A 13,630-nucleotide genomic window follows, 5' to 3' on the forward strand; every position below is an offset into this window, starting at 1 on the left:
CAGGTGATGACCAAAGCCGTCCGTGTGCACAAGGTCGGAGGCCCCGAAGCCCTGGTCTATGAGAGCGTCGAGGTTCCGGCGCCCGGCCCCGGCGAGGTGCGCATCCGCCAGCATGCGGTCGGGCTGAACTTCATCGACGTCTACTACCGCACCGGCCTGTACAAGGCGCCGGGGCTGCCCTTCATCGCCGGCAACGAGGCCTCGGGCGAGGTCACGGCGGTCGGGCCGGGCGTCACGAATTTCCATCCCGGCGACCGCGTCGCCTACTACCACAATCTCGGCGCCTATACCGGCGAGCGCAACATGCCCTGGGAGAAGCTGGTCAAGCTGCCCGACCACATCACCCACGAGCAGGGCGCCGTGCTGATGCTGAAGGGGCTGACGGTCTGGTATCTCCTGCACAAGACCTTCAAGGTCGAGCCGCATCACCGCGTGCTGATCCACGCCGCGGCCGGCGGCATCGGGCTGCTCGCATGCCAATGGGCGAGGGCGCTCGGGGCGCATGTCATCGGCACCGTCGGCTCGCGCGAGAAGGCGGAGCTTGCCGAAGCCAATGGCTGCGACCACGTCATCCTCTACAACGAGGAGGACTTCGTCGCGCGCGTGAAGCAGATCAGCCGCAACGAGGGCTGCGACGTGGTCTATGACGGCGTCGGCAAGGCGACCTTCCCGGGCTCGCTGTCCTGCCTGAAGCCGCGCGGCATGTTCGTCTCGTTCGGCAATGCCTCGGGCCCCGTGCCGCCGTTCTCGATCGCCGAGCTCAACAACCACGGCTCGCTGTTCGCGACCCGCCCGAAGCTCAACGACTATATCGGCACGCGCAAGGAGCTGCTCGAAGGCGCCGACACGCTGTTCGCGGCCGTCATCAACGGCAAGCTGCACGTGCCGATCAACCACGCCTACGCGCTGAAGGATGCCGCGAAGGCGCATATCGATCTCGAGAGCCGCAAGACCACGGGCGCGTCGATCTTGAAGCCGTAGATATTCCGTCGTCATCGCTTTGGTGTCCCGGACGCGCTGCAGCGTTCTCACGCTGCTGCGCAGAGCCGGGACCCAGAAAGCGACACGGGACACTGCGGAGGGATGGGCCCCGGCTCTGCAGCGCACCGCCGAAGGGGCGCTGCGCTGCGTCCGGGGCACGAGACCGCTCTTACGCCACCCGCCGTGCCGCGCCCGCCTTCGTCAAGATCGCGTCGAGACAATCGATCATCTCGGCGATCTCGGCGCGCGTCACGTTCAGCGCCGGCATGAAACGCAGCGTGTCGACCTGCGGCGCGTTCAGGAGCACACCGGCCTCGAACGCCTGCGCGACGATGCCTGGTGCGATCGGCAGCTTGAGGTCGAGCGCGAGCAGCAAGCCGCGTCCCCGCACGCCGCCGAGCCCGTGCCGTGCCGAGACCTTCTGCAGCTCGCTTTCGAGCAGCAGGCCGGTCTCGGCCACCTGTTTCAGGAAGTCGGGCTTGCCGACTTCCTCCAGCACCGCAAGGCCCGCCGCGCACATGATCGGGTTGCCGTTGAACGTGCCGCCCTGGTCGCCGTGCTCGAAGCAGGAGGCGCGTTCGGTCGCAAGCAGCGCTGCGAGCGGCACGCCGCCGCCGATGCCCTTGCCGAGCGTCATGATGTCGGGCGAGATCCCCGTGTGCTCATAGTGGAAGAGCTTTCCGGTCCGGCCCATGCCGGTCTGGATCTCGTCGAAAATGAGCAGCAGGCCGTGCGCATCGGTCAGCGCCCGCAACTCCTTCAGGAACTGATCGGTCGCGGGCCACACGCCTGACTCACCCTGGATCGGCTCGAGCATCACGGCGACGGTGTTGGCGTTGATCAGCTTCTCGACCGAGGCGATGTCGTTCAGCTTCGCCTTCTTGAAGCCCGACACTTTCGGCTCGAACAGCGGCTCGAATGCCTTCTTGCCCGAGGCCGACATCGTCGCCAGCGTCCTTCCGTGGAAGCCGCCCTCGAAGCTGATGATCTCGAACGCGCCGTTCCTGTGCAGGCTGCCATATTTCCGCGCGAGCTTGATCGCGCCCTCGTTGGCTTCCGCCCCCGAATTGGCAAAGAACACCTGGTCGAAGGCGCTGTTTGCGACCAGCGCCTGCGCGAGCTTGAGGCTCGGCTCGTTGTAGAAAGCCGGGCTCGGCGTCAGCAGCCGCTTGGCCTGGGCTGCAAGCGCATCCGCAATCCCGGGCGGGGAGTGGCCGAGGCAGTTGACGGCCCAGCCCTGCACGAAATCGAGATAGCGCTTGCGACCATCGTCCCAGAGGTAGGAGCCGGCACCGCGGACGAACACGGCCTTGGGCCGTGCGGTGATGTCCATCAGCGCGTCATACGGATGCGTGGCGGTGGTCATGTCGAACTCCTCTTTTAGGGTAGGAAGATCTGGTCGGCGGGGTGGAAAAAGGACGCGGAAAAGCAAGAAGGCCGCACTTTGCGGGTGCGGCCTTCTCGAAAACTGGCTGAATTCTAGTGCTTCAGCGGCGTCGTCGGACATGGCGCAACCCATCATCGTCGCGGGTGCGACGACGGAAAGTTGCGCGGCGGTTGGTCCGAGAGTTGATCATGGGGCGCGTCCCTACAGCCGAATGCCAGGCCTTGTCAAGCGGGCGTTTCGCCAGCGGCCCGCCATGCGAGGCGGGAGGATCACTCGACGCCGTAATGCGCGAACGCTTCGGCGATGCCGGGATTGATCGCTTTTGCCGCTGCGATGTCCCGCTCGGCGCCTTCAGTGTCGCCCTTCTTCCGCTTCGCAAGCCCGCGGCCGTAAAGCGAGCTGTCGAGCTGCGGCTTTGCGTTCAGCGCTGCGTCATAGTCGGCGATCGCCGCGTCGAGATTGCCGAGCTTGAGGTAGGCGAGGGCGCGGCTGTCGAGCGTATAGGGATCGTTGGGCGCCATCCGCAGCGACTGCTCGCAATCGGCCAGCGCCTCCTGCAGGCGCCCGAGGATCGCTCGCGTCATGCAGCGCGAATTGAACACGCCGGAATAGATCGGATTGGCCTGGATGGCGCGGTCGTAATCCGCGAGAGCCAGCGCGTAATCGTGCGTATCGAAATACATGCTCGCGCGCGCATAGAAATCGAGGTCGTTGTTCGGGGAGAGCTGAAGCGACTTGCCGAAATCGGCGAGTGCCCGGGCTCGGTCGCCGCGATCGCGATAGATCCGCGCGCGATTGCCATAGGCCTTGCCGTAATTCGGGTCGAGCTTGATCGACATGTCGAAATCGGCGAGCGCGCGGTCGGCCTCGCCGTGCTCGCGATAGGCCGTGCCGCGGTTGTAATAGGCCAATGCGAATTTCGGATCGAGCTTGATGGCCTGATCGTAATCGGCGAGCGCATGCGCGTAGTCGTCTTTGCCGATGTAGGAGTTGCCGCGGTTGTTGTAGTAGCGCGAATCGCCGGGCTTGAGCCGGATCGCGCCCGTATAGTCGACGATGGCATGATCGCGATCGCCGAGATCGTCATAGGTAATTCCGCGATTGTACCAGGCGATGGCGTCCTTGGGATCGAGGTCGATGGCGCGGTTGAGGTCGGCCAAGGCGCGCTCCGTCTCGCCCCTGCGCCGAAAGGTCTCGCCGCGATTGGCAAGCGCCCGTTCGTTGGACGGATCGGCCCGCAGCACCATCGAGCAGCCGGCGAGGCGCTGGTCGTCATCGATGCCGCTGGTGCCGAAGCACCATTGCCGCGCCTGCGCAGGTGAGGGGATTGGGCGGCGGCGGGAAGCGAAAGCAGAATCAATGCTGTGCCAATCGCGCACAGTCCGCCTCGGATACCAACCTTGTGATTGTTTTTCATCGATCGTCGCGTAGAAACCATTGAGCCTCTAGCGCGTTTGTGATCAAGGGACGCATATTGGTTCGAACCGGACGCCGAACGGTCGAGACCAAGAATGGCGGGACCAACCAGACAGTTTTCAGCCTTGTCCGATACCCCTTACCCGATCGACCTCGACAGCATTCGCGGCGCGTTTCCGCCGGGAATCGAAGCACCACCGCTGCTGGTCGACTTTGCCGGCTGGCTCAAGGGGCGCCCCTGGGGCAGCGTCGGCTGCTTCTCCCTGCAAGGCCAGTTCTCCGATTCCGCGCCGATCGTCGACGGCAGCCCGTTGCGCGACCGGTTTTCGCTGTTCATGCGCCTGCCTGATGGCTCGGCCGTCGGCGGCTGGTATGGCGCCGGTCTCGACCGCGACAATCCGCCGATCGTCGGGCTGGGATCGGAAGGCGACTACGAGCTGCTCGCGCCGAGCCTCGACGCCTTGCTGACCAAACTCACCTCGCAAGCCTTCGACAGCGCGTGGAGCGATCTGCGTCCGCACGAGGATGTCGAGTGCCAGACGGTCGAGCTCGCGCAATGGCTCGCCGGGCAGCCAGCCGGCGACAAGGCGGCCTGCGATGACGGCGCATCCGAGCTTCCGGACTTCCGCGGCTTCGTGGAAAAATGGAGCAGGGACCGCGAGGATTATTGGGCCAATCATCGCCTGATGGCCGAGCTCGGCTGGCGGCTCGCCGCGCATCTGCCGAAGGGCAAGAAGCCCTGGGACAAGACGCATTTCGAGATCGCGATCGTCGGCAAGCAGTATGAGGCCCGCGTGCTCTCGCGCGGCCCGCAGCCGTTCGAGGAAGCGGCCTCGATCGAATCGCTGCTGCGCGACCTGCGCGAGGAGATGCGCCGCGCCCAGCCCGAGCTCGGGCTGTGGTACGCGATGAAATTCGGCCTCTATGCCGACGGCCGCGTCATGCCGAGCTTCGAATACGACGTGCACCCGACCATCGACGGCGAGCCGGCGCTGCTCGCCGAGGCGAAGGCCGATCTCGCCCGCGCCCCGCGCCCGGAGCGCTGGGTGCCGAAATGGCTGGCGTGACGGCGCCTGCCGGTTTCTCGTTCTCTCGCCCGCCCAGCTAGCTCATCGTGCGTTCCGCCAGGCCGTGGCGTCATCGCGGTTTCCGATTGCAGGAATCCGTGCCGTCTACTTGTGGATTATGTTCCAGCCGCTATCCTGCCGCCGTTTTTCTTTGGGGGAGATTGCGGTGAAAATTCTTCGATTGAGTGTGTTGGCTGCGTTCGTTCTCACGTCACATGCCGCCCTGGCGCAAACGGTGATGAAGTCCGAGCCGCCTCCCGGGCAGCTCGGCCCGGGGCAGGTCGTCTACGTCGAATGCGGTCCCGGCAAGGCCAGGAAGATCACGGGCGGAAGCAATGTCAGCTCGAGCGGCGTCGTTGGTCCCGGCCAGCGTCGGCAATACGGGCCCTGCGTGGCGATGAAGCACTAGCCGGCGCCGTAAAACCCACGGGCAGACATCTCAATGGCCGAGAGACATCGGGCCGGCTTCGCCGACCCGGTATCGAGACCGTTCGTCGCGGGCTAGAATCCGGCGACGCTGCCGTGCAGATCATACTGATCGGCGCGTTCGATCTTCGCCGTGACGATCTCGCCGACGCGCAGGGGGCGCCGGCTGGAGAGATATACTGCGCCGTCGATCTCCGGCGCATCGGCCTTGGAGCGGCCCTTGGCCACGGTGGGGCCGACCTCGTCGATGATGATCTGCTGGCGCGTACCGACCTTGCGCTTCAGCCTGCGCGCGGAGATCTTCTGCTGGCGGGCCATCAGCGCGTTGTAGCGCTCCTGCTTGACCTCTTCCGGCACCGGGTTCTCGATCGCGTTCGAGGTGGCGCCCGCAACCGGCTCGTATTTGAAGCAGCCGAGCCGATCGATCTCGGCCTCGTCGAGCCAGTCGAGCAGATAGGCGAAGTCGGCATCGGTCTCGCCGGGGAAGCCGACGATGAAGGTCGAGCGCAAAGCGAGATCCGGGCATTCCTCGCGCCAGCGCTTGATCCGCGCCAGCGTCTTGTCCTGCGCGGCCGGGCGCTTCATCGCCTTCAGCACCTCGGGGCTCGCATGCTGGAACGGGATGTCGAGATAAGGCAGCACCTTGCCCTCGTTCATCAGCGCGATGACCTCGTCGACATGCGGGTAGGGGTAGACGTATTGCAGCCGTACCCAGGCCCCGAGTTCGCCGAGCTCGCGGGCGAGGTCGAGGAATCTGGCGCGGACCTGGCGGTCCTTCCACGGGCTCTCGGCGTATTTGAGGTCGACGCCGTAGGCCGAGGTGTCCTGCGAGATCACCAGCAGCTCTTTCACGCCGGCGCCGACCAGGCGCTCGGCTTCGCGCAGCACGTCATTGGCCGGGCGCGAGACGAGGTCGCCGCGCAGCTTCGGGATGATGCAGAAGGTGCAGCGGTTGTTGCAGCCCTCGGAGATCTTCAAATAGGCGTAGTGGCGCGGCGTCAGCTTGATGCCCTGCGGCGGCACCAGGTCGAGATGCGGATTGTGCGCCGGCGGCAGCGCGCGGTGCACGGCGTCGAGCACGCTCTCATATTGCTGCGGGCCGGTGATGGAGAGCACGCCGGGATAGGCCTGCTCGATCTGCTCGGGCTCGGCGCCCATGCAGCCGGTCACGATCACCTTGCCGTTCTCGGCCATGGCCTCGCCGATCGCCGAGAGCGATTCCTGCTTGGCGCTGTCGAGGAAGCCGCAGGTGTTGACGATGACGATGTCGGCCCCGTCGTGCTTGCGCGCGAGCTCGTAGCCTTCGGCGCGCAGGCGCGTGATAATGCGCTCGGAATCCACCAATGCCTTGGGACACCCGAGCGACACGAAGCTGACCTTGGGCGCAGCCGTCTGATCCATATCCAAATCTGCCTGATTGACAGGCTTGAGCTAGTCCCAATTGCCCATAATTACAACCCTTTGCATGGCCTTCCGGCGTGCTATGGATGAATCACCTGCCGTGAGTGAGCTATGAGCGCCGAACAGTCGCCTAAAATCGTGATTGTCGACGAGAGCCCGATCCGGGCCGCGATCCTCCAGGAGGGGCTGCGGGAGGCCGGGTTCACCCAGGTGGTCCATATCAGCGAGATGCAGAGCCTCTTGGCCCGTATATATGCGGTGGACCCCGACATCATCCTGATCGATCTGGAGAACCCCAGCCGCGACGTGCTGGAGGCGATGTTCCAGGTCAGCCGCGCCGTGAAGCGCCCGGTCGCGATGTTCGTGGACCAGAGCGATTCAGCCTCGATCCAGGCCTCGGTCGAGGCGGGGGTGTCGGCCTATATCGTCGACGGGCTGAAGAAGGAGCGCATCAAGCCGATCCTCGACCTCTGCGTGTCCCGTTTCAACGCCTTCGCAAAACTCCAGGAGGAGCTGGAGCGCACCAAGTCGCAGCTCGAGGATCGCAAGATCATCGAGAAGGCCAAGGGCATCCTGATGAAGGTCAAGGGCCTCACCGAGGACGAGGCCTATGTGCTGCTGCGCTCCACCGCGATGCGCGAGAAGAAGAAAATCGGCGAGATCGCGCAGTCGATCATCACCGCGTCGGAGATGCTGAAATGACCGGACCGCTCCGCATCGGGTTCATCCCGCTGGTCGATGCCGCTGCGCTCATCGTTGCGGTCGACAAGGGGTTTGCCGCCGCCGAAGGCCTCGAGGTCGAGCTGGTCCGCGAGGTCTCCTGGTCCAACGTCCGCGACAAGCTCAATATCGGCCTGTTCGACGCCGCGCATCTGCTCGCGCCCGTGGCCATTGCGTCCTCGCTCGGTCTCGGCCACGTCAAGGTGCCGATCGCAGCGCCGTTCAATCTCGGCATCAACGGCAATGCGATCACGGTGTCGCCGACGCTGTATGCGGCGCTGATGGAAGAGATCGACGGCGACCGCTTCGATCCGCTTGCCACCGCGAAAGCGCTGGCGAAGGTGGTCGCCAAGCGTCGCAAGGCCGGCGCGGAGCCGTTGACCTTCGGCATGACCTTCCCGTTCTCGACCCACAATTACCAGCTGCGGTTCTGGATGGCTGCGGCCGGCGTCGATCCGGATGAGGATGTGCGCCTCGTTGTGCTGCCGCCGCCCTACATGGTCGAGAGCCTCAAGAGCGGCCACGTCGATGCGTTCTGCGTCGGCGCGCCCTGGAATTCCGTCGCGGTCGATCTCGGCATCGGCCATATCCTGCATTTCGTCTCCGACATCCTGGTCCGCGCGGCGGAGAAGGTGCTGGCGCTGCGCCAGGTCTGGGCCGACAAGAATCCCGATGTGGTCGCAGCATTGGTGCGCGCGGCGGTGAAGGGAGCCGAGTTCATCGAGCAGCCCGCGAACCTGGCGGAGGCCGCGCAAATCCTCGCGCAGCCCGAGCGCATCGGCGTCGATGCCGAAGTCATTCAGCGCACTCTCACCGGGCGCCTCAAGATCTCGCCCGATGGCACCTTGCGCGAAAGCGGCCGCTACCTCCTCGTGGGACGCGAAGGGGCAGGGCGTCCGGAGCCGGTCCAGGCGGCCTGGCTCTACGCCCAGATGGTCCGCTGGGGGCAGACCGCGCTGACGCCTGATGGCGTCAAGACGGCCATGGCGGTGTTCAGACCGGACCTCTACGACGCGGCCGTGGGGCGTGAGCCGCCCGCCGATGCCCCGGCAGCCTTCGGTGCATTCACCGGGCCCGCCTTCGATGCCGACAATATCCGGGGGCACCTGGAGGCCTTCGAAGTCGGCCGCTGGAAGGCCTGATTCGCTTCCTGCATAAAGATTAGGCAATATGTGTCATCGGCTAAATTTTGAGCCGAGTGCTCGAATTTCGTGTGAGTTCCGGGGTCGGTAGTTTCCGGGGCAGCTCGTATTCCACTGAAATCTAACGCGTTTCCTTTCCGTCAAAGCTGGCACGCAACTTGTATGTTGCACTGCGGCCAGCTTGTCATTGGTGCCTGCTGAGCCAAGTCCCGCAGCAACGAAGCTGATTGGACCGTCGGGTAAGCAGAGCTGGCTCCAGCGCCAGCCGTCTTCCCCGCGGGTCGCGCAATTGTCCGTCGATCCCACCGTGGTGGCCGCAGGAGCTTCGTTACCGACCATGAAAATCGATACGGTCTCAGTCGACTTTACCGACGAGCAGAAACGTTATCTCGAAGGCTTCACGACGGGCTTGCAGATCAGCCGCGTCGGTCGCGGACTTGGCGGCGGAGCCGGCAAGGCGAATGCCGAGCCCACCGGTCCCGATGCCGTGCACATCAAGGCGCAGGACAAGGTCATCGCGGCAGGCAAGAAGCTCGCCGACCAGGAGAAGTTCAAGCGCGACGAGCATCCCTTCGATGCCTATCCGCGGCTGCGCCAGCAGGCCCACGACAACGCCCCGCCGAGCCCCGCCGACAATTTCCGCTGGCGCTATTACGGCATCTTCTACGTCGCGCCGACGCAGGACTCCTACATGAGCCGCCTGCGCATCCCCAATGGCATCATGAAGCACTGGCAGATGTCGGGCCTTGCCGATCTCGCCGACGAGCTCTGCGGCCCCTACAGCCACGTCACGACGCGCGCCAACCTCCAGCTACGCGAGATCCCGCCGAAGCACGCCATCAAGCTGCTCGAGGGCATCCAGGATCTCGGCCTGTGCTCGCGCGGCTCCGGTGCCGACAACATCCGCAACGTGACGGGAACGCCGACGGCCGGCGTCGATCCGCAGGAGATCATCGACACGCGGCCCTTTGCGCGCGAGTGGCACCATCACATCCTCAACGACCGCTCGCTCTACGGCCTGCCGCGCAAGTTCAACGTCGCCTTCGACGGCGCCGGCAAGATCGCGGTGCTGGAAGAGACCAACGACATCGCCTTCACCGCCTATGAGGTGAAGGACGGTTTCGGCGTCGAGCCCGGCGTCTGGTTCCGGCTCGGTCTCGGCGGCATCACCGGCCACAAGGATTTCGCAAAGTACTCCGGCATCATCGTCCGGCCGGAACAGGCGACCGCCGTCGCTGACGCCATCGTGCGTGTCTTCATCGACCATGGCGACCGCACCAACCGCAACAAGGCGCGGCTGAAATACGTGCTCGACGCGATGGGCCATGATGGCTTCCTCAAGCTCGTCGAAGAGCGGCTGAAGACGCCTTTCGCACGCGTACCGGAGGAGGCCTTCGTGCCGCGGCCTGCGGCCGACCGTATGGCCCATGTCGGCGTGCACAAGCAGAAGCAGGACGGCCTCAACTGGATCGGCGTGTCGCTGTCCCTCGGCAAGCTCAGCTGCGAGCAGATGCGCGGCCTTGCCAAGGTCTCGCGGGATCTCGGCGACGGCGAGATCCGCCTGACGGTCTGGCAGAACCTGTTGATCTCGGGCGTGGGTGACGAGAATGTCGAGCTCGCCATTGCCGCGATCAAGCAGATCGGTCTCGCGGTCGAGGCTTCGCATATCAAGGCCGGCCTGATCGCCTGCACGGGCAATGCGGGCTGCCGTTTCGCGGCCTCCAACACCAAGCGCAATGCCGCCGAGATCGGCGACTGGTGCGAGCCGCGCGTCGCGATGGACAAGCCGGTCAACATTCACCTGACGGGTTGCCACCATTCCTGTGCGCAGCATTATATCAGCGATATCGGCCTGATCGGGGCGCGGGTGCCCGTGAACGAGGAGGACACGGTCGAGGGCTATCACCTCTTCACCGGCGGCGGGTTCGGTCCCGACGCCGATGTCGGGCAGGAGGTCTATCACGACCTCAAGGCCGAGGACGCGCCGAAGACGGTCGAAGCGCTGCTCAAGGCCTATCTCGCCCATCGCTCGTCGCCCGACGAAACCTTCCTGTCCTTTGCGCGCCGCCATGACGGCGAAACGCTGCGCAAGCTTGCCGATGCACAGGTGTCCGCATGAACCAGATCACCCCTCCGCCGAAACTCGACATCATTCCCTCAAGCGCCCCGTTCTCGGATGCGCAGCGCTCCTGGCTGAACGGCTTCTTTGCCGGCCTCTTGTCGCCCGACGTCGCAACGCCGTTGTCGGCGGAGCAGGGCGCCGCCGTCATGTCGGCCGGGGACGGCGACGACGGCGAAGCGCCGTGGCACGACCAGACCATGCCGATCGCCGATCGCATGAAGCTCGCCGAGGGCCGCCCCGTGCGCCGCAAGATGATGGCGGCGATGGCACAGCAGGATTGCGGCCAGTGCGGCTACAATTGCCACGACTATTCGGAGGCGATCGCGGGCCGCAGCGAAGCACGGCTCAATCTCTGCGTCCCCGGCGGCAAGGAAACCGCGCGGATGCTGAAGTCGCTGTACGAGGAGCTGGACAAGGCGCCCGCGGCGAAAGCACCGGAGAAGTCGGACGCGATCGCCGCGCCCGCCGTCACCGTGACCATCGCCGAGCCCGGCCGCTCGCGCGACAATCCGACCGAGGCCACTTTTCTGTCGCGCCGTCTCCTCAACAAGGGGAAGTCGGAGAAGGAGACCTATCACGTCGAGTTCGATCTCTCCGCGAGCAAGCTCGACTACGTCGTCGGCGACAGTTTTGGCGTGTTCGCGCGCAACGACGTCGGCCTCGTCGACCAGATCATCGCGCTGCTCGGCGCCTCCCACACCACCAAGGTCAACGGCAAGACGCTGCGCGAGGCGCTGATCGACGACGTTTCGCTGTCGCCCGCGCCGGACTCGCTGTTCGAGCTGATCTCCTTCATCACCGGCGGTGCGCAGCGCGAGAAGGCGCGGGCGCTGGCGCAGGGCGAGGATCCCGATGGCGATGCGGCGACCCTCGACGTGATGGCGGCGCTGCAGAAGTTTTCCGGCACGCGGCCGCATCCCGAAGCCTTCGTCGAGGCGCTGGAACCGCTGCAGCCGCGACTCTATTCGATCTCGTCCTCGCACAATGCGACGCCCGGGAAGCTGTCGCTGACGGTCGATTCCGTGCGCTACGTGATCGGCAAGCGCAAGCGCGTCGGCGTCGCCTCGACCTTCCTGGGCGAGCGCATCGCCGAGGGCGAGAAGCTCAAGGTCTACGTGCAGAAGGCGCACGCCTTCGGTCTGCCACAGGACCCGAAGACACCTGTGATCATGATCGGGCCGGGCACCGGCATCGCGCCGTTCCGCGCGTTCCTGTTCGACCGCAAGGCGACCGGCGCGCCCGGCAAGAACTGGCTGTTCTTCGGCCACCAGCGCAGCGATTGCGATTTCTTCTACCAGGACGAGCTCAATGCGATGAAGACCTCGGGTCTGCTGACGCGCATGTCGCTGGCCTGGTCGCGCGACGGCGAGAAGAAGTTCTACGTGCAGGACCGCATGCGCGAGGTCGGCCGTGAGCTGTGGACGTGGCTGGCCGAAGGTGCGCATCTCTACATCTGCGGCGATGCCAAGCGCATGGCCAAGGACGTCGAACGAGCGCTGGTCGACATCGTCGCCCAGTTCGGCGCGCGCTCGACGGACGAAGCCGTCAGTTTCGTTGCCGAGCTCAAGAAGACCGGCCGCTTCCAGGCTGACGTCTACTAAGCCGCGGCGGGGGCAACGGTTATCGTCCCGGCGGCGCAATCGCCGGGACGTCGCGCACCGGTCCGGTTTCTACTGTGCATGGGGTTGTTTTCGACGTTTTGTTTGGAGGGGGGCCCGACCGGCTGTCATCCCGGCGTCATGGAACCGGTTCCGGCTCGGTCGGATCTTAACGAATAAGATTCTTGGAACCGGCGCCTGAGAAGAATTTGCGCCTGCGATGGGGCTATCCGGGAGAACCCTCATCGCTATTTGTTCCGGAGTCTTGCCTGATCCCCCGGTCGATCCTTCATACTCCCACGGATGGAGCGTTGGAGATCGACCATGCGCGAACTATCGGCGGAAGCCAGACTGCACTTCTACGCGCGCTCGCTCTCACGGCGGACCGGGACGAGCATGCACCATGTCGCGCTCTACAGCGCGTTCGCGGTCATTGCAGCGATCGTGTTCGGGACGTTGTCGGTACACCCGTTCTAACGAGCGTAACCATTCTCGTAGGGTGGGCAAAGCGAAGCGTGCCCACCGCCTGTCTCGATCATGTGGAGATGGTGGGCACGGCGCATCCCGCCTTTGCCCACCCTACGGCACCTGACGTGCCTCACGCCCCGCGCTTGAACGGTGCGACCTCGATCCCCGCTTCCTTCAACGCCTGACGCAAGGTCCGCGCGATCTCGACTGCGCCGTGGGTATCGCCATGGATGCACACCGTGTCCGTGCGCATCTTGATGACCTTGCCGGTCACCGACACCACCGCACCGTCCTGCACCATGCGCACCACACGGTCGGCGATCGCCTTGGCATCGTGCAGCACCGCGCCAGGCTTCTTGCGCGAGACGAGGTTGCCGTCGTCCTCATAGGCGCGGTCGGCGAACACCTCGTGCACCAGCGGCAGATTGGCATCTTCGCCGGCTTTCACCAGCTTCGAATTGGCAAGCACGACGAAGATCAGATTGGGATCGACGGCCTTGATGCCGGCGGCGATCGCCTTCGCCGTCATGTCGTCCTCGCAGGCGACGTTGGAGAGCGCGCCGTGCGCCTTCACATGCGTGACCTTGTGGCCGGCCGCGGTCGCGATCGCCTGCAGCGCGCCGATCTGGTAGGCGACGAGGTTCTCGATCTCGGACGCCTTCAGGCCCGCGATCGGGTGGCGGCCGAAGCCGTGCAGGTCGCGGTAGCCGGGATGCGCGCCGACCGAGACGCCGCGCGCTTTCGCCAGCTCCACCGTGCGGCGCATGATGTCGGGGTCGCCGGCATGGAAGCCGCAGGCGACGTTGACCGAGCTGGCGAGCTCGATCATCGCGGCGTCGTTGCCCATCTCCCACGCGCCAAACCCTTCGCCGAGGTCGCAATTAAGGTCGATCGTCTTCATG

12 protein-coding genes are annotated in these 13,630 nt (G+C 65.2%); 8 read left to right on the forward strand and 4 right to left on the reverse strand.

The genetic code is table 11. From position 1 onward, the window contains the following. Positions 1–6: 6 nt before the first annotated feature. Positions 7–981, forward strand: coding sequence for a quinone oxidoreductase family protein (locus JQ617_RS06675; protein ID WP_145659986.1), 975 nt, complete (start codon positions 7–9; stop codon positions 979–981). 169 nt (positions 982–1,150) lie between these two features. On the opposite strand, the gene JQ617_RS06680 is transcribed toward JQ617_RS06675, so the two are convergent. Both JQ617_RS06680 and JQ617_RS06685 read right to left on the reverse strand, forming a co-directional pair. Beyond that, positions 1,151–2,347 carry an acetylornithine transaminase gene (locus JQ617_RS06680; protein WP_212025323.1) on the reverse strand — a complete coding sequence of 399 codons (1,197 nt, stop codon included), beginning with the start codon at positions 2,345–2,347 and terminating at the stop codon, positions 1,151–1,153. 290 nt (positions 2,348–2,637) lie between these two features. Further along, positions 2,638–3,747: a tetratricopeptide repeat protein gene (locus JQ617_RS06685; protein WP_349630596.1), complete on the reverse strand. Its 1,110-nt coding sequence runs from the start codon at positions 3,745–3,747 to the stop codon at positions 2,638–2,640. A 162-nt stretch (positions 3,748–3,909) separates the two neighbouring features. Between JQ617_RS06685 and JQ617_RS06690 the strand changes: the two genes are divergently transcribed. Then, positions 3,910–4,851, forward strand: a complete 942-nt coding sequence (locus JQ617_RS06690; RefSeq protein WP_063683444.1) for a hypothetical protein — start codon at positions 3,910–3,912, stop codon at positions 4,849–4,851. 166 nt (positions 4,852–5,017) lie between these two features. After that, positions 5,018–5,260 carry a hypothetical protein gene (locus tag JQ617_RS06695; RefSeq protein ID WP_212025325.1) on the forward strand — a complete coding sequence of 81 codons (243 nt, stop codon included), beginning with the start codon at positions 5,018–5,020 and terminating at the stop codon, positions 5,258–5,260. Positions 5,261–5,352: 92 nt separating this feature from the next. Here the strand turns inward: JQ617_RS06695 and rimO are convergent, their stop codons facing one another. Next, positions 5,353–6,678 (reverse strand): 30S ribosomal protein S12 methylthiotransferase RimO, encoded by a 1,326-nt coding sequence (gene rimO / locus JQ617_RS06700; protein WP_145659978.1) that lies wholly within the window; start codon positions 6,676–6,678, stop codon positions 5,353–5,355. A gap of 111 nt (positions 6,679–6,789) precedes the next feature. On the opposite strand from rimO, the gene JQ617_RS06705 reads away from it, so the two are divergent. The 5 genes from JQ617_RS06705 to JQ617_RS06725 all read left to right on the forward strand — a co-directional run bounded on the left by JQ617_RS06705 (position 6,790) and on the right by JQ617_RS06725 (position 12,737). Beyond that, a complete protein-coding gene (locus tag JQ617_RS06705) occupies positions 6,790–7,380 on the forward strand; it encodes an ANTAR domain-containing response regulator (protein WP_063683447.1) in 591 nt (196 codons plus the stop codon). After that, positions 7,377–8,540, forward strand: coding sequence for a CmpA/NrtA family ABC transporter substrate-binding protein (locus JQ617_RS06710; protein ID WP_212025327.1), 1,164 nt, complete (start codon positions 7,377–7,379; stop codon positions 8,538–8,540). Before JQ617_RS06705 ends, JQ617_RS06710 begins: the two co-directional genes overlap by 4 nt. Positions 8,541–8,877: 337 nt before the next feature. Further along, on the forward strand, positions 8,878–10,659 hold the full coding sequence (locus JQ617_RS06715; RefSeq protein ID WP_212025329.1) for a NirA family protein: 1,782 nt from the start codon (positions 8,878–8,880) through the stop codon (positions 10,657–10,659). Then, entirely contained in the window at positions 10,656–12,263 is a 1,608-nt protein-coding gene (locus JQ617_RS06720; RefSeq protein WP_212025331.1) for a sulfite reductase subunit alpha, read from the forward strand. Before JQ617_RS06715 ends, JQ617_RS06720 begins: the two co-directional genes overlap by 4 nt. A gap of 321 nt (positions 12,264–12,584) precedes the next feature. Next, positions 12,585–12,737 carry a hypothetical protein gene (locus JQ617_RS06725; protein WP_212025333.1) on the forward strand — a complete coding sequence of 51 codons (153 nt, stop codon included), beginning with the start codon at positions 12,585–12,587 and terminating at the stop codon, positions 12,735–12,737. 121 nt (positions 12,738–12,858) lie between these two features. Here JQ617_RS06725 and JQ617_RS06730 read toward each other — a convergent pair whose 3' ends face one another. After that, a complete protein-coding gene (locus JQ617_RS06730; RefSeq protein ID WP_212025335.1) occupies positions 12,859–13,629 on the reverse strand; it encodes a LamB/YcsF family protein in 771 nt (256 codons plus the stop codon). Position 13,630: the final 1 nt, after the last annotated feature.

Origin of the sequence: Bradyrhizobium sp. KB893862 SZCCT0404 (assembly GCF_018130885.1) — a bacterium.
Classification (GTDB): domain Bacteria; phylum Pseudomonadota; class Alphaproteobacteria; order Rhizobiales; family Xanthobacteraceae; genus Bradyrhizobium; species Bradyrhizobium stylosanthis.

Excerpts from the sequence above, each read along its gene's own strand:
- JQ617_RS06680 (WP_212025323.1), bottom strand. The coding sequence starts at position 2,347 with ATGACCACCGCCACGCATCCGTATGACGCGCTGATGGACATCACCGCA.
- JQ617_RS06705 (WP_063683447.1), top strand. The coding sequence starts at position 6,790 with ATGAGCGCCGAACAGTCGCCTAAAATCGTGATTGTCGACGAGAGCCCG.
- JQ617_RS06675 (WP_145659986.1), top strand. The coding sequence starts at position 7 with ATGACCAAAGCCGTCCGTGTGCACAAGGTCGGAGGCCCCGAAGCCCTG.
- JQ617_RS06710 (WP_212025327.1), top strand. The coding sequence starts at position 7,377 with ATGACCGGACCGCTCCGCATCGGGTTCATCCCGCTGGTCGATGCCGCT.
- JQ617_RS06720 (WP_212025331.1), top strand. The coding sequence starts at position 10,656 with ATGAACCAGATCACCCCTCCGCCGAAACTCGACATCATTCCCTCAAGC.
- JQ617_RS06725 (WP_212025333.1), top strand. The coding sequence starts at position 12,585 with ATGCGCGAACTATCGGCGGAAGCCAGACTGCACTTCTACGCGCGCTCG.
- JQ617_RS06730 (WP_212025335.1), bottom strand. The coding sequence starts at position 13,629 with ATGAAGACGATCGACCTTAATTGCGACCTCGGCGAAGGGTTTGGCGCG.
- JQ617_RS06715 (WP_212025329.1), top strand. The coding sequence starts at position 8,878 with ATGAAAATCGATACGGTCTCAGTCGACTTTACCGACGAGCAGAAACGT.
- rimO (WP_145659978.1), bottom strand. The coding sequence starts at position 6,678 with ATGGATCAGACGGCTGCGCCCAAGGTCAGCTTCGTGTCGCTCGGGTGT.